General features: G+C 72.1%; 19 protein-coding genes. 9 read left to right on the top strand and 10 right to left on the bottom strand.

Going from position 1 to position 22,657, the window contains the following annotated elements; genetic code table 11:
• The first annotated feature begins 88 nt into the window (after positions 1-88).
• The gene (locus tag C5708_RS15660) at positions 89-1,105 is read left to right on the top strand and encodes an iron ABC transporter permease (RefSeq protein WP_242922577.1); all 1,017 of its coding nucleotides are present in this window, start codon (positions 89-91) and stop codon (positions 1,103-1,105) included.
• Positions 1,102-1,902, top strand: a complete 801-nt coding sequence (locus tag C5708_RS15655; protein WP_242922575.1) for an ABC transporter ATP-binding protein — start codon at positions 1,102-1,104, stop codon at positions 1,900-1,902. The genes C5708_RS15660 and C5708_RS15655 overlap by 4 nt, the downstream gene beginning before the upstream one ends.
• Before the next feature lie 7 nt (positions 1,903-1,909).
• Here the strand turns inward: C5708_RS15655 and C5708_RS15650 are convergent, their stop codons facing one another.
• Positions 1,910-2,302 (bottom strand): DUF1636 domain-containing protein, encoded by a 393-nt coding sequence (locus C5708_RS15650; protein WP_242922573.1) that lies wholly within the window; start codon positions 2,300-2,302, stop codon positions 1,910-1,912.
• A 145-nt stretch (positions 2,303-2,447) separates the two neighbouring features.
• Here C5708_RS15650 and C5708_RS15645 point away from each other — a divergent pair, with 145 nt between their 5' ends.
• The 3 genes from C5708_RS15645 to C5708_RS15635 are packed head-to-tail and all read left to right on the top strand — an operon-like array spanning position 2,448 to position 6,615.
• Positions 2,448-4,586, top strand: a complete 2,139-nt coding sequence (locus C5708_RS15645; RefSeq protein WP_242922571.1) for a TonB-dependent siderophore receptor — start codon at positions 2,448-2,450, stop codon at positions 4,584-4,586.
• Between the two features lie 11 nt (positions 4,587-4,597).
• On the top strand, positions 4,598-5,149 hold the full coding sequence (locus tag C5708_RS15640; RefSeq protein ID WP_242922570.1) for a hypothetical protein: 552 nt from the start codon (positions 4,598-4,600) through the stop codon (positions 5,147-5,149).
• Entirely contained in the window at positions 5,146-6,615 is a 1,470-nt protein-coding gene (locus C5708_RS15635) for a PepSY-associated TM helix domain-containing protein (RefSeq protein WP_242922569.1), read from the top strand. The genes C5708_RS15640 and C5708_RS15635 overlap by 4 nt, the downstream gene beginning before the upstream one ends.
• A 25-nt stretch (positions 6,616-6,640) precedes the next feature.
• Here C5708_RS15635 and C5708_RS15630 read toward each other — a convergent pair whose 3' ends face one another.
• From C5708_RS15630 to C5708_RS15620, 3 genes are read right to left on the bottom strand one after another with little or no spacing between them, the layout of a single operon-like run.
• Positions 6,641-8,119 carry an efflux transporter outer membrane subunit gene (locus C5708_RS15630; RefSeq protein WP_242922568.1) on the bottom strand — a complete coding sequence of 493 codons (1,479 nt, stop codon included), beginning with the start codon at positions 8,117-8,119 and terminating at the stop codon, positions 6,641-6,643.
• Positions 8,116-11,250 carry a CusA/CzcA family heavy metal efflux RND transporter gene (locus C5708_RS15625; RefSeq protein ID WP_242922567.1) on the bottom strand — a complete coding sequence of 1,045 codons (3,135 nt, stop codon included), beginning with the start codon at positions 11,248-11,250 and terminating at the stop codon, positions 8,116-8,118. Before C5708_RS15625 ends, C5708_RS15630 begins: the two co-directional genes overlap by 4 nt.
• Before the next feature lie 52 nt (positions 11,251-11,302).
• Positions 11,303-12,559: an efflux RND transporter periplasmic adaptor subunit gene (locus C5708_RS15620; protein ID WP_242922566.1), complete on the bottom strand. Its 1,257-nt coding sequence runs from the start codon at positions 12,557-12,559 to the stop codon at positions 11,303-11,305.
• Between the two features lie 213 nt (positions 12,560-12,772).
• On the opposite strand from C5708_RS15620, the gene C5708_RS15615 reads away from it, so the two are divergent.
• Together C5708_RS15615 and C5708_RS15610 are read left to right on the top strand one after the other, a co-directional pair.
• A complete protein-coding gene (locus C5708_RS15615; RefSeq protein WP_242922565.1) occupies positions 12,773-13,450 on the top strand; it encodes a response regulator transcription factor in 678 nt (225 codons plus the stop codon).
• A complete protein-coding gene (locus C5708_RS15610) occupies positions 13,447-14,811 on the top strand; it encodes a HAMP domain-containing sensor histidine kinase (RefSeq protein ID WP_242922564.1) in 1,365 nt (454 codons plus the stop codon). Before C5708_RS15615 ends, C5708_RS15610 begins: the two co-directional genes overlap by 4 nt.
• A 33-nt stretch (positions 14,812-14,844) precedes the next feature.
• Here the strand turns inward: C5708_RS15610 and C5708_RS15605 are convergent, their stop codons facing one another.
• From C5708_RS15605 to C5708_RS15590, 4 genes are all read right to left on the bottom strand, one after another.
• Complete coding sequence (locus C5708_RS15605; RefSeq protein WP_242922562.1) at positions 14,845-17,406, bottom strand: TonB-dependent receptor; 2,562 nt, start codon at positions 17,404-17,406, stop codon at positions 14,845-14,847.
• A gap of 124 nt (positions 17,407-17,530) precedes the next feature.
• On the bottom strand, positions 17,531-17,998 hold the full coding sequence (locus C5708_RS15600) for a DUF6644 family protein (RefSeq protein ID WP_242922560.1): 468 nt from the start codon (positions 17,996-17,998) through the stop codon (positions 17,531-17,533).
• Between the two features lie 12 nt (positions 17,999-18,010).
• A complete protein-coding gene (locus C5708_RS15595; protein WP_242922558.1) occupies positions 18,011-18,505 on the bottom strand; it encodes a DUF6644 family protein in 495 nt (164 codons plus the stop codon).
• Positions 18,506-18,524: 19 nt separating this feature from the next.
• Positions 18,525-18,950, bottom strand: coding sequence for a DUF6152 family protein (locus C5708_RS15590; RefSeq protein ID WP_242922557.1), 426 nt, complete (start codon positions 18,948-18,950; stop codon positions 18,525-18,527).
• Between the two features lie 204 nt (positions 18,951-19,154).
• Here C5708_RS15590 and C5708_RS15585 point away from each other — a divergent pair, with 204 nt between their 5' ends.
• Entirely contained in the window at positions 19,155-20,054 is a 900-nt protein-coding gene (locus tag C5708_RS15585; protein ID WP_242922556.1) for a hypothetical protein, read from the top strand.
• A gap of 9 nt (positions 20,055-20,063) precedes the next feature.
• Entirely contained in the window at positions 20,064-20,432 is a 369-nt protein-coding gene (locus C5708_RS15580; RefSeq protein ID WP_242922555.1) for a hypothetical protein, read from the top strand.
• Between the two features lie 8 nt (positions 20,433-20,440).
• On the opposite strand, the gene C5708_RS15575 is transcribed toward C5708_RS15580, so the two are convergent.
• Both C5708_RS15575 and C5708_RS15570 read right to left on the bottom strand, forming a co-directional pair.
• Complete coding sequence (locus C5708_RS15575; RefSeq protein WP_242922554.1) at positions 20,441-21,532, bottom strand: LysR substrate-binding domain-containing protein; 1,092 nt, start codon at positions 21,530-21,532, stop codon at positions 20,441-20,443.
• A gap of 136 nt (positions 21,533-21,668) precedes the next feature.
• Positions 21,669-22,478: an alpha/beta hydrolase gene (locus C5708_RS15570; RefSeq protein ID WP_242922553.1), complete on the bottom strand. Its 810-nt coding sequence runs from the start codon at positions 22,476-22,478 to the stop codon at positions 21,669-21,671.
• Positions 22,479-22,657: the final 179 nt, after the last annotated feature.

Below are 22,657 nucleotides of genomic sequence, written 5' to 3'. Positions count from 1 at the left end.
AAACCTCATCTTCTACGAATGCCCGCGCCGGCCTCGGGACACAAGCGTGACGGGGCGCTTTTCGGACCGATCGAACCCGAGGTCTGCCGTGGTCGCCATTCCAGCCGACAAGGTCGGCCGCCTGAGGACGCCCGCCGTCCTGTTCCTGCTCGTCCTGGCGGCGGCGACCCTGGCCGCCTCGTTCGTGATCGGGCCGGCGCCGCTGCGGCCGGACGAGGTGTTCGCGGCGCTGAACGGCCGCGGCGACCCGGTGATCGCCGACATCGTCACTCAGATCCGCGCGCCCCGGGCGCTGCTGGCCGTGCTGGTCGGCGGCGTGCTCGGGCTGACCGGCGCGGCCTTGCAGGGGCTGCTGCGCAACCCGTTGGCCGACCCCACCGTCATCGGCGTCTCGAACAGCGCCGCCCTGGGCGCGGTGGTGGCGCTCTATTTCGGGCTGGCCAAGACCGCGCCCCTGGCCTTGCCGGCGCTGGCGGTGACCGGCGCGGCGCTCGGGCTGGCCGCCCTGGCGCCGGCGGCGCGGCGGGGAGAGGGGCCCCTGGCGCTGATCCTGACCGGCGTGGCGATCTCGACCCTGGCCGGGGCGGCGATATCCCTGGCGCTGAACCTGGCGCCCAACCCCTACGCCGTCTCCGAGATGGCTTTCTGGCTGCTGGGTTCGCTGACCGACCGCTCGTTGCAGCACCTCGCCCTGGCCGCGCCGCTGATCCTGGCCGGCGGCGCGCTGATCCTGTCCTGCGGGCGGGCGCTGGACGCCCTGGCCCTGGGCGAGGACGCGGCCCGTTCGCTGGGCTTCGACCTCGACCGGGTCCGCCTGCTGGTGGTCGCCGGGGCCGCCCTCGGCGTCGGCGCGGCGGTGGCGGTGTGCGGGTCGGTCGGCTTCGTCGGCCTGGTGGCCCCGCATCTGGTGCGCCCGTTCACCGACGGCCGGCCCAGCCACGCCCTGGCGCCGTCGGCCCTGGTCGGCGCGGTGCTGCTCGGCCTCGCCGACCTGCTGGTCCGGCTGATCCCGACCCAGACCGAACTGCGCCTGGGCGTGGTCACCGCCTTCCTCGGCGCGCCGGTGTTCATCGCCGTGCTGCTGCGCATGCGGCGGCTGTCGTGAGCGGCCGCGCGGGCGCGGCGGCGGGGCCGGACGAGGGCCTGCGTGTCGAGGGACTCGACGTCGCGCTGGGCCGGACGGCGGTGGTGCGCGGGGCGAGCTTCACGGCGCGGTGCGGCGAGGTCGTCGGGCTCATCGGTCCGAACGGCGCCGGCAAGAGCACCCTGCTGCGGGCCCTGGCGGGACTGGTCCCCGCGGGTGCGGGCGCGGCGGCCTGGAACGGCCGGTCCCTGCTGGACCTCGCCCCCAAGGCGCGGGCCAGGGTGCTGGCCTATCTGCCGCAGGGGCGGCTCATCCATTGGCCGATGGCGGTCCAGCGCCTGGTCGAACTCGGCCGGTTGCCCAGGCTCGGGCCGCTCGGCCGGCCGGGCCCGGCCGACGCCGAGGCGGTGCGCGCGGCCATGGCCGCGACGGACACGCTGCATCTCGCCTGGCGGACGACCGACGCCCTGTCCGGCGGCGAGCAGGCGCGGGTGTTGCTGGCGCGCGCCCTGGCCGTGGAGGCGCCGCTGCTGCTGGCGGACGAGCCGACCGCGTCGCTGGATCCCTATCACGTGCTGGAGGTGATGGCCGCCCTGCGCCGCGTCGCCGGCCGTGGTCGGGCCGTGGTCGCCGTGCTGCACGACCTGACGGCCGCGGCCCAGAGCTGCGACCGCCTGGTCCTGATGGACGGCGGATGCGTCGTGGCCGAGGGGCCGCCCGAGGCGGTGCTGACCCCCGGACGGCTGCGCGTCGTCTATCGCGTGGACGGCGGGCTGCTGGCGGGGGAGCGGATGGTCAGGGTCCGCGCCCTGACCTGACCGCCGTTCAGGCGGGCTCGGCCGGGGGCATGCGGCCCTTGACCATGGTCGCCAGGCTGGCCGGGCGACGCGAGGGCAGGACCAGGCCGGTGCGCGACGCCGCATAGGCGGCGGCGTAGGTCATCAGGTCGTCGGCCATGGCGGCGTCGAGCCCGCCCAGCAGGTAGCTCCATTTCCCCGGCATCGAGATCGCCGCCGAGCAGCCGTCGTCACATAGGGACAGGCACTCCACCGGCAGGAGGGTCGCCGGCGCGTCGTCGCCGGCGCACAGATGGCCGACGGCCTCGTACAGCAGGGCGCCGGGGCGGGTCTCGTCCTCGCCAAGCTCTCGCCCCGCCCGGCAGGTGACGCAGATGGCGAGGCGAGGGCGGGGGCCGGGGCTCGCGGGTTGGTCGGACATGCGCGGGGAATCCAGGTTGGCAACGAGGCGGGAAATCTAGGCGAGGCGCCGCGATGCGCAAGCGGCCTCATGTCAGATATTGCGAGGCATTCTCAATTGCATTAGTGAGCTGCAAATCATTGTCAAAAGCGTCGGAGCCTCCGTCTTGCAGTCCTTCACCCCTCAGCTCCGACGTGGGTTCGCCGGTTCGGCGGCCCTTTCCGCCCTGTTGCTCGCCGCCGCGCCGGCGCAGGCGGCCGAGGCCGATTCCGGCCCCATCGTCAGCGAGCTGCTGGTGACCGGGCAGAAGCAGGCGGAAACCACCTCGGGCGCCAAGCTCGACCTGCCGGCGGCCCAGACGCCGCAGTCGATCTCGGTGATCACCCGCGACGAACTGGACCTGCGCGGCGTGGGTTCGCTGAACCAGGCGGTCCGCTTCACGGCCGGGGTCGCGCCTGAGACGCGGGGCAACACCGCCGGCCGCTACGACCAGCTCAATCTGCGCGGCTTCTCGCCGGACCGCTACCTGGACGGCCTGCGCCTGATCGACAGCTCCAACGGCTACAACCAGTCGCAGATCGACATCGCCCTGATCGACCGGATCGAGGTGGTCAAGGGACCGGCCTCGGCGCTCTACGGCCTGTCCAGCCCCGGCGGCCTGATCGCCATGTCCAGCAAGCTGCCGCGCTTCGAGACCCTGGGCGAGGCGGCGTTGACCGTCGGCGACTACGGATACTGGAACGGCGCCTTCGACCTGGGCGGCGTGCTCGACAAGGACGGCCGGTTCGCGGCGCGGGTGGCCGGCGTGGTCAGCCGCAGCGACACCCAGATCCGCCTGACTGAGGCCGAGCGCTACGCCATCACCCCGTCGATCACCTGGAAGATCGACGACAAGACCAGCTGGACCCTGGCCTACGCCTATCAGGACGACCCCAAGACTGGCGCCTACGGGGCCGTGCCGCTGCGCGGCTCGGTGCTGCCCAACCCCAACGGGCGGATCGCGCGCGACTTCTTCGACAGCGAGCCGGCGTTCGACCGCTTCTCGCGCACGCAGCAAGCGGTCTCGTCGTTCTTCACCCGCGAACTGGGCGCGGGCTGGAGCTTCCGGCAGAACGCCCGGTTCATGCGAGTGGAGAGCGAATATCGCAGCGTCTACATCCAGGGCCTGGCGCCGGACCTGCGCACGCTGAACCGGGGCGCGGCCGCCAGCGTCGAGGGGGTCGACGGCTTCACCCTCGACAACCAGGTCAGCGGCAAGTTCCAAACCGGGGCGGCGGCCCATGCGGCGGTGTTCGGCCTCGACTACCAGCATACCGGCCAGACCGAGGCGGCGGGCTTCGGCGACGCGCCGCCGCTGGACGCCTTCAAGCCCGTCTACGGCGCGCCCGTGGCCTTCCCGGCGACGACGTTCAGTGTTCGGATGAATCTGAACCAGACCGGCGTCTACGCCCAGGACCAGGTGTCGCTGGGCGGTTGGCGGGTGCTGCTCAGCGGCCGCTTCGACTGGGTGGACATCAGCCAGTACGACCGCCTGGCCCAATCGACCTCGGCCCTGTCCCAGGACAAGTTCACCGGCCGCGCCGGCCTGCTCTACGTGTTCGACAACGGCCTGGCGCCCTATGCCTCGTACGCCACTTCGTTCCAGCCGCAGACCACGGTCGACGCCAAGGGCCAGCTGCTGCCGCCGACCGAGGGCGAACAGGTCGAGATCGGCCTGAAATACCAGCCCAGGATCTGGAACGCGCTGGTCACCCTGTCGCTCTACGATCTTCGCCAGACCAACGTCGCCACACAGGACCCGAAGGGCGCGCCCGGCATATCGATCGCCGCCGGCGAGATCCGTTCGCGCGGGGTCGAGCTGGAGGGAAGGGCGACGCCCGTCCGGGGGCTGCAGCTCAACGGCGCCTACACCTATCTCGACAATCTGGTGACCAAGGACAATTCCGGCCTCCAGGGCGCGCGGCCCTACGGCGTGCCCCAGCAGACCGCCAGCGCCTTCGGCGTCTACACCTTCCAGGAGGGCGCGGCGGCTGGCCTCGGCCTGGGCGGCGGCGTGCGCTACCTCGGCCACGGCTTCAACGGCGTCGTCGGCGACGGCAAGGTCAAGATTCCCGAGGCGACGCTGTTCGACCTGATCGCCAATTACGACCTGGGCCGGCTGGACGGCCGCTGGCGGGGCCTGACCCTGTCGGCCAACGTCAACAACCTGTTCGACAAGCGCTACATCACCTCCTGCTATGCGACCATGTGGTGCTGGTACGGCTCGGGCCGCACCGCCCAGGCGACGCTGCGCTACCGGTGGTAGACGCGGCGGGAATGCTGGCGGGCGTCGGCGGGGTCGGGGCCTTGGGCCTGGGCGTCGCCGGGCTGCGCCGGGCCTGGAGCCACGCCGACAGGGCGCGGCCGTGGTTCATCTCGGCCGGTTGGCTCCTGGCGGCGTTGGGGCTTGCCGCCTGGTGCGCCGGTCCCTGGCGGGCCGACAAGGCCATCGCCCTCGGGGTGCTCGGCTTCTCGTGCCTGGGCGGCGCGGCGGCGGCGGCGGGCTTCGAGCGGCGCACGCGCAAGGCGGCGCGGGTGCGCGCCGAGCCGGCCGAGGCCGAGCGCCCGGCCGGCCGGCTGTGGCGGACGACGGCCAGGACGCTGCTGGCCGGGCCGTTGTCGGGCGGGCTGGCGGTAGGGGTCTGCCTGCTGATCGTCCTGCGCGCGCCGATCCCGCCCATAGACCGGCTGGTCCTCGGCGGCCTGGCCGCGCCGGCGGCGTGGGCGGCGGCGGGGGTCTGGTCGTTGACCGGACGACGCCTCGGCCGCATCGCGCTCGGCCTCGGCGCGGCCTCGACGCTCGTCGTCGGCCTGGCGTTGCTGCCATGAGCCGGCATCCGGGACGCCCGATCTGGCCCAAGGTCCGGCCGGGCTTCGTCAAGGAGGCGCTGGCGGGGCACTCCGCCCTCGGCCTGTTCGCCGGGGCGATGATCTATCTGGTCTGCCTGTCGGGAACCGTGGCGGTGTTCGTCGCCGACCTGCGGGCCTGGGAAGCGCCGCAGGCGCCGCGCATCGAGACGGTCGGGGCGGCGGCGATCGACCGCGCCGTCGCCCGCGCGACGGCGGACGACGCGGTCTCCGCGGTCTATGTCATGCTGCCGCGCATGGTCGCCGGGCGCATGACCGTCGCGGCCTACGGCGGCAAGGCCGAGGCGACGCAGTGGGTCGGGCCGGGCGGCGCGAGCTTCGGCGAACTGAAGACCCCGTGGACCGATTTCGTCGACGGCCTGCACATGTACCTGACCCTGCCGCGCACCATCGGCATGATCGCGGTGGGGCTGGTCGGCGTCATGCTGCTGACCCTGCTGATCTCCGGGGTCCTGGCCCATCCCCGGGCCTTCCGCGACGCCTTCACCCTGCGCCTGGGCGGCTCGAAACGCATCCAGGAGGCCGACCTCCACAACCGGCTCAGCATCTGGGGGCTGCCGTTCCACCTGACGGTCACCCTGACCGGGACGTTCTTCGGCCTGGCCAACCTGCTGGCCCTGGCCCTGGCGACGGCGGCTTATGACGGAGACGTCGCCAAGGTCTATGCGCCGCTGGAGGGGCCGGCCGCGAGGGCCGCCGCGTCGCCGCCGCCGCCGATGGGGCCGATCTTCGCCCAGCTGGGCGTCGTCGATCCGGCGCGGCAGGTGAACTATGTCGGGATCGAACAGCCGGGCAAGGCCGGGCAGAGGATCGCCGTCGAACTGGCGGCGCCCGACCGCCTGCCCCGCGGCGACCGCTGGTTCTTCGACGGCGCCGGCAAGCTGATCGGACGTGACGGCGGTGCGACGGGGTCGGTCGGCGCCCAGACCTACGCCGCCGTGGCGACCTTGCATTTCGGCTCGTTCGGCGGCTGGCCGGTGCGGCTGGTCTACGGCGTGCTGGGGCTGGCCCTGACGGCGATCGCGGCGGGGGGCCTGTCGATCTGGTTCGCGCGCCGCCGCGACGCCGGCCGTCCGGCCCCGAGGCTCGAAAGCGCCTGGCTCGGCTGGGTGTGGGGCGTTCCCGCCGCCATGACCGTGTCGGCGCTGGCGACCGGCGCGGCGGCTCCGACCTTGGTGTTCTGGCCGCTGGCGATCCTGCTGGCGGCGGGAGCGGCGGTCCTGGGACGGCCCAAGGCGGCGGCGCGGTCGGGACGGTTCGCCCTCGGGGTCTCGCTGATGGCGTTGTCCGTCGCCTATGCGTCGCGGCATCCGGGGCCGGCCCAGACGGTCTCGGCCGGGGCGGTCCAGGCCCTGTGCCTGCTGCTCGGCTTGGGCCTGGTGGCGGGCGTGATGCGCGGTCTGCGCGGCCGCTGGATCGGCGGCTAGCCGGACCTGGCGGCGGGGAGGGGGCTCAGCGGTCCGCGTCCCACCAGCCGCCGCCCAGGGCCTGGAACAGCGCCGTCGTGTCGGCGTAGCGCGCCGCCCGCGCGGCGGCCAGGGCGACGACGGCCTGGCTGTGGGCCTGCTGGGCGTTGAGCACGGCGAGGGTCCCGACCTGGCCCAGCTCCAGTTGCCGCTTCTGCAGGGCCAGGCTGCGGCCGGAGGCCGCCTCCGCCGCCTGGGCCGCCTTGAGGCCGTCGGCGTCGAAGCGCAGGGCGTCGAGGGTGTTGGAGACGTCCTTGAACGCGTTGAGCACGGCGCTGCGGTACTGGGCCTTGGCCTGGTCGAGGCCGGCCTCGGCGGCGCGCTGGCGGCGCAGCAGGGCCCCGCCCTGGAACAGCGGCTGGGCGAGGCCGGCGCTGATGCTCCAGAAATCGTCGCCGTGGGCCAGGAGGGCGCCGGGCTGGGCGGCCGCGCCGCCGGCCGAGCCGTTCAGGGTGATCGACGGCAGGCGCGCGGCGATGGCGATCCCGACGCCGGCGCTGGCGGCGTGCAGGTTGGCTTCGGCCGCCCGCACGTCCGGCCGCTGGCGCACCAGCTGCGAGGGCAGGGTCAGCGGCAGGTCGGCGGGCAGGCCGACGGCGTCGAGGTCGAGGGTCTGCGGCAGGCCGCGCGACGGCTCGCGCCCCAGCAGCACCGCCAGGGCCGCCCGCTGCTGGGCCAGGCTCTTCTCCAGCGGGGGCAGGGTCTGCTCGGCCTGGGCCAGCTGGGCCTCCTGGGCCGCCACGTCGGCGACGCCGAGGGCGCCGAGAGCGGCCTGCCGCCGGACCAGGGCCAGGACGTCGCGCGCGGCGGCGACCTGATCGCGGGCGGCCTCGACCTGCCGGCGCAGCGAGGCCTCCTGCACGGCGGCCTGGACGACGTTGGCGGCGAGGCTGACGCGGGCGGCCTCGTACTGGAAGCGCTGGGCCTCGGTCTGGGCCTTGCCCTGTTCGATCTGCCGGCGGACCCCGCCGAACAGGTCGAGGGGATAGGCCACTGTCACCTGGGCGGTGTGGAGCGAATAGAGCGAGCTGTTGTCCGCCAGCGGCGGCGACAGGGCCGCGCCGTTCTTGGCGCGCTGGGCCTGGTAGGTCAGCTCGACCGACGGCAGCAGGGCGCCGCGCTGGGCGGAGAGCAGGGCCTGGGATTGGCGCAGGGCGGCCTCGGCCGACTTCAGGTCCGGACTGGCGGCCAGCGCCTCGTCGACCATGGCGTCGAGGGCGGGCGAGCCGAACGCGGTCCACCACCGGGCCGGCACCGGCGCGCCCTGGACGAAGCGCTGCGCCTCGCCGCCAGGGCCAGGAGCCGAGGCGGTGACGGCGGGCGGCGGCTCGGGCGCATAGGTCGCGGCGGTCGGCGCGGGCGGGCTGTGGAAGTTCGGCCCGACGGCGCAGCCGCCGAGCTGGGCCAGGGCCAGGACGGTCAGCCAGGGCCTGGCCCTGGCGAAGGCGCGCGCGGCGTCGGTCATGACGCTTCCTCCGGCCGGACCGGGGTCACGCGGTCGCGGCTGACGTGATGCGAGAACAGGTCGATCAACACCGGCAGCACGATGAGGATCAGCACGGGGGCCAGCAGGATGCCGCTGACCACCACCAGGGCCAGCGGCTTTTGCACCTGGGAGCCGATGCCGGTGGACAGGGCGGCCGGCAGCAGGCCGACGCAGGCGGCGACGCAGGTCATGACCACCGGCCGCAGGCAGGCGCTGCAGGCGCGGCGCAGGGCGGCCGTCCGCTCCAGGCCTTCGTCCACGGCGTGGTTGAAGGCGTTGAGCACGATGATGCCGTCCATCACCGAGATGCCGAACAGGGCCACGAAGCCGATGGCGGCCGAGATGCTGAACGGCGTGCCGGTGACGAACAGGCCGAGGACGCCGCCGATCATGGCCATGGGCATGACGCTGGCGGCCAGCAGCATGTCGCGCGCCGAGGCGAAGTTGATGAACAGCAGCAGCAGGATCAGGGCGAGGCTGATCGGCACCACGATCTCCAGGCGCTGCACCGCGGCGTTGAGGTTGCCCAGCTCGCCCGCCCATTCGATGCGGTAGCCGGGCGGCAGCTTGACCTCGCGCGCCACCCTGGCCTGCGCCTCGCGGACGGCCCCGCCCAGGTCGCGGTCGCGGACGCTGAACTTGATCGGGATGTAGCGTTCCTGCCCCTCGCGGTAGATGAACGAGGCGCCGGAGACCAGCTTGACCTCGGCGACCTCGCCCAGCGGAACCTGGACCGTGGCGCCCGTCGGCGAAGTCCCGGCCATGGTCAGCCGGCCGATGGCGGCCAGGTCGGCGCGCTGGTCGGGTTGCAGCCGCACGATGATCGGGAAGTTGCGGTCGCTGCCCTGCTCGAACAGGGCGCCGGCCTGGGCGCCGCCGACGGCGGCCTGGACCACGGCGTTGACGTCGCCGGTGTTGAGGCCGTAGCGGGCGGCCCTGGCGCGGTCGATGTCGATGCGCACCGTCGGCTGGCCGAGCGAGTTGAACACGCCCAGGTCGGCGACGCCCGGAACCTTGCTCATCGTCGACTGGATCTGGGCGGCGGTCTTCTCCAGCGTCTCCAGGTCGGGACCGAACAGCTTGACCGAGTTCGACCCCTTCACGCCGGAGGCGGCCTCCTCGACGTTGTCCTGGATGTACTGCGAGAAGTTGAACTCGACGCCGGGGAAGCGGGCCTCCAGCGCCTTGTTGATCTGTTCGGTCAGCTTCTCCTTGGTCACCCCGGCCGGCCACTGGCCGGAGGGCTTGAGGGGCACGAAGAACTCGGCGTTGAAGAAGCCGGTGGCGTCGGTGCCGTCGTCTGGGCGGCCGTGCTGGGAGACCACGGTCTGGGCCTCGGGGAACGACTTGATGATCCGCCGCATCTCGTTGACGTAGCCGTTGCCTTCCTCGAGCGAGATCGAGGCGGGCATGGTGGCGCGGATCCAGAAATTGCCCTCTTCGAGATGGGGCAGGAACTCCAGGCCCAGCGTGCCGCCGGCGAGGGCGGCGAGGGCGGCGAAGATGCCGGCGGCGCCCAGCACCAGGGTGCGGTTGGCCAGGGCGAACGCCGCCGCCGGCTCGTAGAGCCTGCGCAGGAAGCGGACCACGAAGGTCTCGGTCTCGTCGACCCGCTGGGGCAGCAGCAGGGCGCTCAGCGCCGGCGTCACGGTGAAGGTGGCCAGCAGGCCGCCGCCGATGGCGTAGGCGTAGGTCTTGGCCATCGGCCCGAAGATGTGGCCCTCGACGCCGGTCAGGGTGAACAGCGGCAGGAAGCTGGCGATGATGATGGCGGCGGCGAAGAAGATCGCCCGGTTCACCTCGCTCGCCGCGCCCATGATCGTCGAGGTCTTGGCCGCGCCGACCGCCGGGCCGGCGTGCGACCGCTCGGCCATGTGGCGATAGATATTCTCCATCATGATCACCGTGGCGTCGACGATCAGGCCGAAGTCCAGCGCCCCCACCGACAGCAGGTTCGCCGACTCCCCGCGTATGGTCATGATCAGCACGGCGAAGCACAGGGCGAACGGAATGGTCGCCGACACGATCAGGGCGCTGCGCAGATTGCCGAGGAAGGCCCATTGCACCACGAAGATCAGCAGCACGCCGACGATGAGGTTGTGCAGCACCGTCGTGGTGGTCAGGGCGATCAGGTCGCTGCGGTCGTAGATGCGCTCGATATGCACGCCGGGAGGCAGGATGTTCGAGGCGTTGATCGCCTTGATCTCGGCCTCGACGGCCTTGATCGCCGGCATGCTCTTCTCGCCGCGGTGCATCAGCACGATGCCCTGGACGATGTCGTCGCTGTTGTCCTGGCCGGCGACGCCGAGCCGGGGCTGGAAGCCGACCTTCACCTGCGCCACGTCGCCCAGCGTCACCGGCGCGCCGTGGTTGGGCGACAGCACGACGTTGCGGATCTGGTCGACCGACTGGATCAGGCCGACGCCGCGCACGATGGCCGCCTGGGGCCCGAAATTGACCGTCTGGCCGCCGACATTGACGTTGCTGTTGTTCAGCGCGGCCAGCACCTGCGGCAGGGCCAGCCCGTGGGCGACCAGGCGCTGGTTGTCGACCGCCACCTCGTAGATCTTGGTCTTGCCGCCCCAGCCGGTGACGTCGATGACGCCGGGCACGGCCTTCAGCCGGCGGTTCAGCACCCAGTCCTGCAGGGTCTTGAGGTCCATCACCGAATAGCCGGGCGGGCCGACCAGCCGGTAGCGGTAGATCTCGCCGATCGGGCTGGTGGGCGAGACCTGCGGCTGGGCGCCGCCGGGCAGCGACGGCAGCTGGCTCAGCCGGTTGATGATCTTCTGCTGCGCTTCCTCGTGGGTGAAGTCGTAGGTGAACTGGATCTTCACGTCCGACAGGCCGAACAGCGAGATGGTCCGCACGCTGGTCACGTGCGGCACGCCCGACATCTGCACCTCGATCGGGATGGTGATGTTGCGCTCGATCTCCTCGGCCGACAGGCCGGGGCTCTGGGTGACCACCTCGACCATCGGCGGCACCGGGTCGGGATAGGCCTCGATGTTGAGCCTGGAGAAGGCCGCCGCGCCGGCGGCCAGCAGCGCGATCAGCATGATCACGATCAGGGCGCGCTGGTGCAGGGAAAACGCGACGACGCGGTTCATGGGAGGGGCCTGTCCGCCTGGGCGTGAAAACGGGAAGGGAGCGGGGGCGCGGTCAGTCCGGCTTGCCGGCCCGGTCGATGAACAGGGTGCCGCGCGTCACCACGCGCTCGCCGGGGGCCAGGCCCGCCAGCACCTGCACCATGCCGCGATTGGTCACGCCGGTCTTGATCTGGCGCAGCCGGAGGGTGCGGTCGGGGGCGGCGGTCCAGACCCGCGCGGCGTCGCCTTCGCGGACGATGGCGCTTTCCGGCACGCCGGGGCTGGTCATGGCCTCGCCGGCGACGATGCTGAAATGGGCGAACATCTCCGGCTTGAGCGCCCCGTCCGGGTTGGCGATGGTCGCGCGCACCGTCAGGCGGTGGGAGTCGGGGTCAAGGGCCGCGGCGACATAGGTGACCTTGGCCGCGAAGGCCCGGCCCGGATAGGCCGGCGTGCTGACCTCGACAGGCTCGCCCAGCCGCATCTTGGCCGCGTCGCTCTCGCGCACCTGGGCGACCAGCCACAGCGACGACGGGTCGGTGATCAGGAACTGCGGATCGCCGGCCCCGGCGGTGATGTACTGGCCCAGGGCGAGGTTGCGCTTGACCACCACGCCGGCGACGGGGGCGGGGACGCCGGTTTCCGGGCGGACGGCCTGGCTGGGGGCGGCCGCCTCCAGGGCGCGGATGCGGTCGGGGGTCTGGCCGAGGATGGCCAGCCGGCTGCGCGCCGCGCCCAGGGCGTTCTCGGCGGTCCGCTCGGCCCCCTGGGCGGCGATCAGGTCGCTCTGCGACTGCCGCCAGTCCTTCAGGGCGCCGCCGCCGCTCTTGTACAGCTCGGACTGGCGCGCCTCGGTCTCCTGGGCGAGCTTGAGCTGGGCGCGCGCGGTGGCCAGCCCGGCCTTGGCCGTCGACAGGTCGTTGCGCCCCTGGACGAACTCGACGGCGTCGACCTCGAACAGCGTCTGGCCGCGCCGCACATGGTCGCCGGCCTCGACGGCCAGGCGGGTGACGCGGCCGGAATAGGGCGACAGCACCGGCGTGGTCAGGTCGTCGTTCACCGCGATCTTGCCGTCGGCCTGGACGCCGTCGTGGAAGGTCATGGCCGCGGCCGGGGCGAGGGCCAGGGCCGCCCACTGGTCGTCAGCCGGGCGGAACGCGCCGTTGGCTGGCGGCGGGGCGGCGGCGGCGGGGCGCGAGGCCACGGCGCCGACGGCGGCGGCCGTCGCGGCGACGGCGACGCATCCGGCGGCCGCGCCGGCGAGGATGATGATCTGGGTTCGGCGCGACAGTCGGCGGGCCGGCGAAGAAGAGGGGCGTCCGTCCTGCATGCGCACCGACCTTTAAGCAAGACGTGACCGACGCGGATTGGCGCGCCGGTCACGTTCAGGGCTCGACTATAAGCGTCCGCTCTCGAGATGGGGGGAGGTCGAGGCGGCCACCGCTGTATAAACGCGCTGGCTTACACCCAGCTTACGGCGAGCCTGCGCGCGGCGCGGTTCTGCTATAGCGTCGCGACTCGATCCCGAGGGGAGCAGGGACCCGTGCGGCTGCTGGTCGTAGAAGACAACGAGGACGTGGCGGGCCTGCTGGGCCAGGCCCTGGCCATGGCGGGCTTCGCCTTCGACCGGGTCGGCGGCGGCGAGGACGCCCGCGTCATGCTGGCCGCCGCCCGCTACGCCGCGGTGGTGCTGGACCTCGGCCTGCCGGACGGCGACGGGCTGGAGGTGTTGCGCTGGATGCGGCTGCGGCAGGACGCCACGCCCGTGCTGGTGCTGACCGCGCGCGGCGGGGTCAACGACCGCGTCGCCGGGCTCCAGGCCGGCGCCGACGACTATCTGGTCAAGCCGTTCGCCGTCGAGGAGCTGGTCGCCCGGCTGCAGGCGCTGCTGCGCCGGCCGGGGGCCCTGCTCGGGCGGCGCCTGCAGGTCGGCAACCTCGCCTTCGACACCGAGACGCGGGAGGCTTTCGTCGACGACCAGCCGCAGAGGCTGTCGGCGCGCGAACTGGAGGTGCTGGAGCTGCTGATGCGACGAAGCGGCCGGGTTGTCCCCAAGAAGCACGTCGAGGACCAGTTGTTCGGCGTCGCCGGCGACATCGGCTCCAACGCCGTCGAGGTCTATGTGCACCGCCTGCGCAAGCGGCTGGAGCGCAAGGGCGCCACGGCCGACATCCACACCGTGCGCGGGGTCGGCTACATCTTGGCGGTGGTGACGCCGTGAAGCCGCTGTTCGGCTCGCTGCTGTCGCGGATTCTGTGGCTGCACGTCCTGGCCCTGGCCGCCACGGCGGTGGCGGCGCCCCTGGCCGCCTATCTGCTGCTCAGCTCGACCACTACAGGCTTCCAGCACCGGGTGCTGCTGAACCACGCCGAGCGGATCGCCCGGGCGCTGACGCCGGACCAGGCGGGGTGGCGGCTCGACCTCGCACCAGACCTGCGCGCCCTCTACGCCCAGCAGTACGGCGGTTTCGCCTTCGCCGTGGTGGACGCCGGCGGCCGGCCGTTGTTCACCTCGCTGCCCGGCGCGGCCGCCCCCTACGCCGAGGCCCGCCGCGCGCCGGGGCCGACCTATTTCCAGACCCGCCTGGGACAGGCCGACTATTACGGCGCGAGCGTGCCGGAGGTCCGGGACGGCCGGAGGGTCTGGGTGGTGGTCATGCAGAACCTGCGCCACCCCGACGTGGTCGTCGACGACATCGTCGCCGGTTTCCTGCCGCGCATCGCCCTGCTGATCGCGCCGGTGCTGCTGGCCCTGCTGGCGGTCGACATCCTCATCGTCCGCCGGGCGCTGCGGCCGGTGGTGCACGCTTCGGAGATGGCCCGCGACATCGATCCGGCACGCATGGACCGCCGATTGCCGGTCTCAGACCTGCCGACCGAGATCGCGCCCCTGGCCACTGCGGTGAACCAGGCCCTCGACCGGCTGGAGGCCGGGTTCCGGGTGCAGCGGGCCTTCACCGCCGACGCCGCCCACGAGCTGCGCACGCCGCTGACCGTGCTGCGGATGCGCATCGACGCCCTGTTGGACGACGACGCGGCGGCGGTGCTGCGGGCGGACGTGGAATCCATGGCCCGGGTGGTCGGCCAACTGCTCGAGATCGCCGAGTTGGACGACGCCGGGGCGGGCGGCGACGAGGTCGCCGACCTCCGCGCGGCGGCGCTGGAGGTGGTCAGCCAGATCGCGCCCCTGGCCGTCGGGCGCGGCAAGTCGATGGCGCTCACCGGCGTCGAGGCGCCGGTCTGGGTGCGGGCGCGGGCCTCGGCCGTGCACCAGGCGGTGCGCAACCTGGCCGAAAACGCCGTCCACCACACCGGGCCGGGCGGCGTGGTCGAGGTCGAGATCTCGGCGGACGGCGTGGTGCGCGTCCTCGACGACGGACCGGGGATCGCCGAGGACCAGGCGCCGCACCTCTTTCAACGGTTCTGGCGGGCCGACCGCCGCAAGCCGGGCGGGTCGGGGCTGGGGCTGTCCATCGTCGCCCGGGTGGCCGCCGCCCACGGCGGCGCGGTCTCGTTCGAGAACCGCCAGGGCGGCGGCGCGGCCTTCACCCTGACCCTGCCGCTGGCCCCGGCCGCCGACTAGCGCCGATCCCGATCCTCGTTCCGGGCGCGGGCGCTAAAAGGCGTAGCTGATCCGCGCCGACCAGAAGCCGCCGCCCACCCCCAGCGGGCCGAAGCTGTTGTAGGCGGCCGTCTGGTACGGCGACAGCAAGGGCTGCGGCGTCTTGCTCGGCCGGGCGTTGAACAGGTTGTTGACGTCCAGCGCCAGCTTTAGGCGCTCGCTGACCGAGTACGACACGCCAAGGTCGGTGACCCAGGCCGCCTCCACGCGGTTGTCGATCGAGGTCAGGCCGGCGTAGGGGCCGGACACGGCCACCGTGGCGGGCGTGCCCGGCCGCTTGACCTCGCCGAAGTGGGTCTGGCGCAGGGTGGCGCGCCAGGGCCCCCGCAGCCAGGTCAGGCTGAACACTTCCTTGTCGCGCGGGGCCAGATAGGTGACGGCGTACTGGTTGGGGACGCTGAACACCGGGATGTTGAACGCCTTGAGCACCGAGGGGGTGTCGGCGATGCGGGTGATCTCGGTCTTGTTGAAGTTCAGGGCCGCCGACCACAGCAGCCGGCCCCAGACGCCCAGGTCCTGGGCCCCGTCCAGGGTGACGTCGACGCCGCGCGTGCGGGTGTCGGCGGCGTTGACGAAGTAGTTGACGCCGTCGTCGGGCGCGAAGCCCGCAGCCTGCACCAGGGCCCCGGCCCCTGGATAGATGGCGTCGCGGATGGTGGTGGAAAGCGCGATGCGGTCGGTGACCTCGATCTGGTAGGCGTCGACAGCCAGATGCACGCCGGGCAGCGGCTGGGCGACGAAGCCCAGGCTGTAGTTGACCGACTTCTCCGGCTTCAGCGGGACCGCGCCCAGGGCGGCGGCCTGGCGAGAGTTCACCTGCACGGTGTGCTGCTGATAGGTGTTGATGTTGGCGGTGTTCTTGTAGAACTCGGCCGCCAGGGGCGGGGCGTGGAAGCCGTTGCTGATCGTGGCGCGGAAGGCGAGGCGCGGATTGACGTCGTAGCGGGTGGTCAGCCGGCCCGTGACCGTGTCGCCGAAGTCCGAATAGTTCTCGTAGCGCGCCGCCACGTCGATCAGCCAGGCCGGCGTCACGTGCGCCGCCAGGCCGGCATAGGCCGAGAAGCCGTCGCGCGAGGCGTGGACCTCGTCCTCCGGCCGGAAGCCGGGAAGCCCCTGGGCGCCGCCGGCCCCGATCAGCGGCTTGCCTTTGTTCGGCCCATCGAGGATGGGCGAGCCGCCGTCGACATAGGAGGCGACCTCGCCGGGCTCGATGGCGTAGGTCTCGCGCCGGTATTCCGCGCCCGCCGAGGCGTCCAGCGGAATGCTGGTCTGGAAGGCGCGGCGGAGGTCGAGGTTGGTGGTCCAGGCCGAATAGTCGAGGCGGCCGTCATAGAAGCTGGTCGGGCTGGCCGCGCCCAGGGTGGGATTGAGCGAGTTGCGCGTATAGGCGTCGACCTGGTCGCGGCCGTAGCTGCTGCTGAAATCCCAATCCCAGCCCAGCAGGTCCTGGCCCTTCAGGCCGCCGGTCAGGGCGAAGTCGTTCTCGCGGATCTGCTCGACCGGGGCGAAGCCGTCCGGATAGATGGCGCGGACATTGGTGTCGCGGGTCGGGGTGCGGAAGTTCTGCGGCGCGTCGGCGCGCCGGTGCGAATAGGTGGCGAAGACGTAGGCCTCGACCTTGTCGTTGATCGGCGCGCCGGCGTCGAGGGCCAGGGACTGGGTGGTGAACGGCTGCACGCCGATGTTCTTCCAGGCGACGCGGTCGCGGCCGGCCTCGCGCGGGTCGGGGGTGGCGCCGGGAGGCAGCGAGGCGCCGGGGCCGGGCGACACCGGCTGGCCGGCGGCGTTGGTCGGGAAATAGTAGAGATAGGACGAGGGGACGGCGAAGTTGCGGACGGCGCCGTCCTGGTCGACCACCTCGCCGGAGACGTTGACGTAGCCGGTCTGGCCCAGCTTGGCCCCGACGTTGAAGCGGGCCTGCTGGGAGGCGCCGTCGTTGTCGTAGTAGCGGCCGCTGCTGAACGAGACCTCGCCGCCGTGGTCGGCGTGCTTGGTGATGATGTTGATCACCCCGGCGATGGCGTCGGAGCCGTAGATGGCCGAGGCGCCGTCGCGCAGGATCTCGATGCGGTCGATGGCGGCGGTGGGGATCAGCGACAGGTCGGCGGGGGCCGAGCCGCCGAAGCCGCCCGCGCCCAGGAAGGCGACGCCGTGCCGGCGCTTGCCGTTGACCAGCACCAGGGTCTGGTCGGGGCTGAGGCCGCGCAGTTGTCCGGCGCGGACCATGCTGCCGATGTCCGGCGTGGCCACGGACGGCAGGTTGAACGACGGCGTCAGGGTGTTGAGCACGTCGAGGAGGTTGGTCTGGTTGGCGGCGCGGATGTCCGTCGCCGACAGCACGTCGATGGGCGCGGGGCTATTCTCGACGGTGCGTCCCCGGGCGCGTGATCCCGTCACGATCAGGGTGTCGACGGCGTCGGCCGTCGCGGCGTCGAGAGATGAGGCGCCGGCGGCTTCGGCGGCCGGCGCCGTGGTCGACCAGCTGGCGGCGACGCCCAGGGCGAGGGCGCTGGCGGCCAGGCTGATCGCCTTCCTGTATTCGGATGTATGTTTCATGTTATCCCCTCCGGTTCTGAATTTTCAGCGGATCGGGGATATTTATATTTATTCAGAACTGTTTGATCGGTATGGCGTTATTATATGTTTTCATATGAATATGGTTGTGCTGTGGGGTCATGCTTTACAGCAGGCCGATCAACCGGCCGGCCAGGCCGACGCCGAGCCACAGGACCAGGGTGAGGGCCGCCGCCAGCCGGGCGTCCAGGGGCGTCGCCTCGGCCGAGCCGGTCCGGCGGATCACGAAGGCCGTGCCCAGCGCGGCCGCCGCCAGCAGGGCGATCTTGGTGCGGAAGGCGGCGTTGAAATAGTATTTCATCGGGTTGGAGCCGACGAGCAGCACGCCCGAGGCGACCAGGGCCGCCAGCGCGATCCACAACACCGGCCCGAGGCTCCGCGCCGTGGTCGAGGGCGGCAACCGACGAAAGCCGATCCCGAGCGCGGCGAAATCGATGACGAGGACGGCGCCGCCGAACACCGCCAAGCCCAGGAGATGGACCGCCTCGACCACGGCGAATCCCCAGGTGGAGCCGCGCATGGCGGCGCTGAGCGGCGTTTCGGCGAAGGCGTGGAAGAGGGCGTGCAGGATCATCTCGCGCCTGGCCTAGTGGAAGTAAGCGATCATGCGGCCGGCGACGATGATCGCCGCCCACAGGGCGAGCGAGACGCCGGCGGCGGCCTTGGCGGCCGGCGGCGGGCTGGGCGCGAGATCCCAGTCGGCCAGCCGGCGATAGACGCCGAAGTGGAAGGCCAGCATGTTCAGCCCGGCCAGGACCAGCAGCAGCAGCTTCACTCGAAACGCGGGATTGCCATACATCTTGGCCGCTTCCGCGCAGAACAGCAGGCCGCCGGTGACGGCCATCACCGCAAAGCCGCTCCAGGTGGCGGGCAGCAGCTGCGCGGCCACCACGCCGACCGGCGAGCGGCGCCAGACCAGCCCGAGCAGGCGGAAATCGACCAGGGCGATGGCCCCCGCCATCAAGGCGAGGCCCAGAACATGCGCGGTCTCCAGCGCCGGAAAGGTGATTTCCGACTCCCGGATCGAGGTGGCCAGGGCCGTGTCGTAGAGCCCCTGGCTCACGTTCAGGAGGAAGGACATCCGTCGGGTCGGCGCCGGTTCACTTGTTCTGGGGCTGGCCGTCGCCGGGGCCGCCGTCGCCCGGGGTGCCGCCATAGATCGAGCGGCCGTCCGGCAAGGTGATGCGCCGCGCGTCTATGGTGCGCGATCCGTCCTTGGCCAGATAGCCGTCGACGATCAGGGTGTCGCCGATCTTGACGTCGCCCTTCTTCCAGCCGCGTCGCGACAGGGCGCCGGGGCCGCCGCCCTCGCAGGCCCAGTTGGCCGTCTCGCCCTTGGCGTTCTTGACGTCCAGATAGAAGTACGAGTGGGGGTTGGTCCATTCGATCTTGGTGATCTTGCCGACCAGGCGCACGGGCTTGGCGCCGTCGAACTCGGCCGAGAACGAATGGTGCGCCAGGGCCGGGCTGGCGACGGCGGCGAGCAGGGCGAGGCTGGCGGCGATCAGCGGGACTTTGGCCTTCATGGCGGCGCTCCAGGTCGGGTCTGGAGCCGAGCTATAGGCGTCGCAGCCGCCCGCGCCTTATGGCGGTTCGTCATATGGACATGACCAGAGATTTTGAGGGGCGGCGGGCGGCGGCGCCTATGCTCGCGTCGAGCCGGAGGGGCCGTCCGCGCCATCCGAACAGGACTCAAAATCCCGAACACGAACCGATCCGGGGACATCATGGTGAAGAGTGCATCCCTCGCGCGGCTGCGCGCCGTCGCAGCCGTGGCGCTGCTGGCCTCGGCCTCCGCCGCCTGGGCCCAGAAGCCGCCGCCCGCCGTCCAGCCCGAGGCGCCGGGCGAGAACGGCGGCATACTGGGCGTCGAGCCCAAGGGACCGCCGCGGCCGACCCCGCGCCTGCCGGACGGAAAGCCCGACCTCACCGGGTTCTGGAAGCCGCTGCGCGATCCGTCCAAGCCGGGCGGCAACATCGGCAAGGACCTGCCAGGCTTCAAGCTGCCGCTGACGCCGGCGGGGGAGGCGGCCCTGCAGCACAACCTTACCCAGACCCGCGACCCGGAGGCCCTGTGCATCCTGGGCGGCATTCCGCGCCACGACGCCAGCGGCCTGCCGTTCGAGATCCTGCATACGCCCCAGCGCCTGGGCGTGCTCTATCTCTACACCACCTATCGCCTGATCCCGATCGACGGCCGCAAGCACGAAGAGGACCCCGAGCCGGGCTTCTTCGGCAATCCGGTCGGCTGGTGGGAGGGCGACGTGCTGGTGGTCGACTCGATCGGCTTCAAGGACAAGCAGATCTGGATCGACGAGAACGCCAATCCGCAGAGCGACGCCATGCACGTGGTCGAGCGGTGGTCGCGTCCCGACGCGGACCACCTGCATCTCGACCTGACCGTCGACGACAGCAAGTTCTACACCCGGCCCTTCACGTTCGCGCGGACCTGGGTGCTGGGCAAGCCGCGCGAGGGGCTGCGCGAGTTCGCCTGCAATGAGAACAACGTCGACAAGGAGCACCTGGGCTTCGGTCCCGGCCCCATCCGGCCGGACGGCAATCGCGGCTATCTGACGGACAAGCTGCCCGACAATCCTCCGCCTCCCGAGTTCTACGAGACCAAGAAGTAGGCGGCGCGGATGTCCGTCGGTCCAGGCCTGGCGGCCTTGCTGCTGATGCTCGCCGCCGCCGTCGCGGCGGCGGACGTCGCCGACCGCAAGGCGCGCATGGACGCGGTCCAGGACCTGCAATACGACCTGCAGGACGGCCTCGACGCCAAGGACGCCGGCAAGGCCGGCAAGGCGGCGGCCGAGCTCGACCGCCTGCTGCGCCTGGAGGACGCGTCCTGGCGGAAGGCGGGGTTCGAGGATGTCGCGGCCCAGGCGGTCGGCGCGGCTTCGGCCGGCGGGCGCTGGGAGGCCGCGGCCGGGGCCTATGGCGAGCTGCAGGCGACCTGCCGCTCGTGCCATGACCTGCACCCGGAGAAGCGGCCGCCGCCGGCGACCTGAGGTCTTGCTCAGCCGCAGGAGACGGCCAGCCGCTCGGCGGCGCGGACGGGGGGCTGGGCGATTTCGAACGGCACGACGTTGCGGGCGGGATGGAGGTCGGAGCGGGGCTCGGCCTCCAGTTGGAAGCGGCCGCGGACCTCGCGCCAGTGCGGCGGTTCGATCCAGGGCTCGGCGCCGCCCTCCATGGCCGCGCGCAGGTCGCGTCGGCCGACGTGCGGGACCAGATCGGCCAGCCAGTCGTGGACATAGCCGCGCAGGACATGGCCGCGCCGCAACACCACCCAGGTCGTGTTCAGTGGAAACAGCCCGTCGACATCGAGGACAGCGAGGTCGGCCGCGTCGGCTTCGGCGACCGCCATCTCGGCCAGCAGGCCAAGGCCCATGCCGGCGCGCACGCAGGTCTTGATGACCTCGGCGTCGCGGGTGGCGCAGGCCAGGCGCGGCGCGCGGCCGGCGGCGCCGAAGGCGCGCGCGAGGCTGGAATCCGGCCTCTGTGCGGAGGCGTAGGTGACCAGGGGGTGGCCGGCGATCTCGCGCAGGGTCGGCGGCCGGGAGGCCGCCGCCAGCGGGTGGCGGCGCGGCGCCAGGGCGGCCAGACTCCAGCGATAGACAGGCACGGCGACGACGCCGGTCGCGGCGGGGCGGTCGGGGCTGCTGACCACCGCCGCGTCCACCGCCCCGGCGCCGAGCAGGGCCAGGGCCTCGGCCTCGCTGTGCGGGTTGAGCCGGACGTCGATGCCTGGATGCAGCGTGCGCAGCCGCGCCAGGGTGGCGGGCAGGACGAAGCGGGCCTGGGTGTAGGTGGTCGCCACCGCCAGCTCGCCGCGCGCCTCGTTGCGGTGGTCGGCGGCCAGGGCGCGGATGTTGGCGGTCTCGGACAGGATGACCCGGGCGCGTTCGACCACCTTGGCGCCGGCCGGGCTGAGCCCTTCGAGGCTCTTGCCCCGGCGCACGAAGATCTGGAAGCCGAGCTCGTCCTCCATCTGCTTCAGCTGTTTGGAGACGCCCGGCTGGGTGGCGTTCAGCCGGCTGGCGGCCTCGGTGATGTTGAAGCCGGCGTCGATGATCGCGGCCAGATAACGCAACTGAGTCAAGGTCATGACGCAACCCGCAGGACGGACGGCGCGCTTCCCCCGAGCCCGCCTGCGCTAAAACTCCTATTAAATGCATAGGGATTGAAAGTGAGAAATTCTCATCCGTCCCGAAGCTTCGCTCGGGCGGCGCGCGCGGCAGGGGTCAAGCGCCGATCCGGTCGAGGAACCCCAGCAGCGCGCCGTTGAACAGCGCCGGCCGTTGCAGGGGCGCGAAATGGCTGACGCCGGGCAACAGGACCAGCTCGGCGCCGGGGATGCTGCGGGCCAGATGCTCGGCGTGCTCGGGCTTGATGAACTCGTCGTGCTCGCTCTGCACGATCGCCGTCGGCGTCCGGACCTTGGCCAGGTCGGCGGCGGAATAGTTCGGCTGGGTGCTCATCATTTCGCCCACGGCGTCGGCGAAGGCCTTGAACTGGTCCGGGGTGGCCGACAGGCTGGCGTAGTCCTGGGCGTGGCGGTTCAGGCAACGGCGCAGGATCGGGGGCAGGTCGCCGATCGCCTTGGCCCCGCTCGGGTCCATGTTGCAGGCGAAGAAGAACACGCCGGAAACCCGCTCGGGCGCGCGCATGGCCAGGATCAGGGCGACGCAGGCGCCGTCGCTCCAGCCGGCGAGCGCCGCCCGGTCGATCGCCAGCGCGTCCATCGCCGCCAGGACGTCCAGGGCCATGCGCTCGTAGGCGTAGGGCTGCGCGTCCCGGGTGCTGCGGCCGTGGCCCCGGCTGTCGATCAGCACCACGCGGCGGCCGGAGGCGACCAGGGCGGGGACCTGCTTGCCCCAGTTGCCGCTGTGGCCGAGGCCGCCGTGCAGCAGGATCACCGGCGGCCCCGACCCGAAGCTGGCGAACCAGATCCTGGCGCCGTCGCGCTCGATGAAGTCCTGGCGCTCGGCGACGGGCAGGGGCGGGGCGCCGTGCGCCTCGAACGCGGTCAGGTCGTCGTCGTCAGCGATCATGGCGGTCGGGCTCGGGCGGCGGGGGCGATCCTCTTCATAGGCCGGTTCCGGCCGGCCGTTCAACGCGCGCGGACGCGGCGCCGGACGTTCTGCGAACTGTCGCAAAAGTTTGCGACAAGCGCGTCCAGGTTGAACCAGTCGGCGAGACGAGGATTTCCATGAACCGGTTGAAGGTCGCG

Origin of the sequence: Caulobacter sp. CCUG 60055 (assembly GCF_022750545.1) — a bacterium.
Lineage (GTDB): Bacteria > Pseudomonadota > Alphaproteobacteria > Caulobacterales > Caulobacteraceae > PUIC01.
The sequence above is the reverse complement of the archived record's forward strand: the minus strand, read 5'-3'. Positions and strand labels throughout refer to the sequence as shown.

Coding starts and splice junctions, on each gene's coding strand:
- C5708_RS15620 (WP_242922566.1), bottom strand. CDS start 12,559: ATGCAGGACGGACGCCCCTCTTCTTCGCCGGCCCGCCGACTGTCGCGC.
- C5708_RS15575 (WP_242922554.1), bottom strand. CDS start 21,532: ATGACCTTGACTCAGTTGCGTTATCTGGCCGCGATCATCGACGCCGGC.
- C5708_RS15605 (WP_242922562.1), bottom strand. CDS start 17,406: ATGAAACATACATCCGAATACAGGAAGGCGATCAGCCTGGCCGCCAGC.
- C5708_RS15570 (WP_242922553.1), bottom strand. CDS start 22,478: ATGATCGCTGACGACGACGACCTGACCGCGTTCGAGGCGCACGGCGCC.
- C5708_RS15625 (WP_242922567.1), bottom strand. CDS start 11,250: ATGAACCGCGTCGTCGCGTTTTCCCTGCACCAGCGCGCCCTGATCGTG.
- C5708_RS15635 (WP_242922569.1), top strand. CDS start 5,146: ATGAGCCGGCATCCGGGACGCCCGATCTGGCCCAAGGTCCGGCCGGGC.
- C5708_RS15630 (WP_242922568.1), bottom strand. CDS start 8,119: ATGACCGACGCCGCGCGCGCCTTCGCCAGGGCCAGGCCCTGGCTGACC.
- C5708_RS15600 (WP_242922560.1), bottom strand. CDS start 17,998: ATGATCCTGCACGCCCTCTTCCACGCCTTCGCCGAAACGCCGCTCAGC.
- C5708_RS15590 (WP_242922557.1), bottom strand. CDS start 18,950: ATGAAGGCCAAAGTCCCGCTGATCGCCGCCAGCCTCGCCCTGCTCGCC.
- C5708_RS15580 (WP_242922555.1), top strand. CDS start 20,064: ATGTCCGTCGGTCCAGGCCTGGCGGCCTTGCTGCTGATGCTCGCCGCC.
- C5708_RS15640 (WP_242922570.1), top strand. CDS start 4,598: ATGCTGGCGGGCGTCGGCGGGGTCGGGGCCTTGGGCCTGGGCGTCGCC.
- C5708_RS15595 (WP_242922558.1), bottom strand. CDS start 18,505: ATGTCCTTCCTCCTGAACGTGAGCCAGGGGCTCTACGACACGGCCCTG.
- C5708_RS15650 (WP_242922573.1), bottom strand. CDS start 2,302: ATGTCCGACCAACCCGCGAGCCCCGGCCCCCGCCCTCGCCTCGCCATC.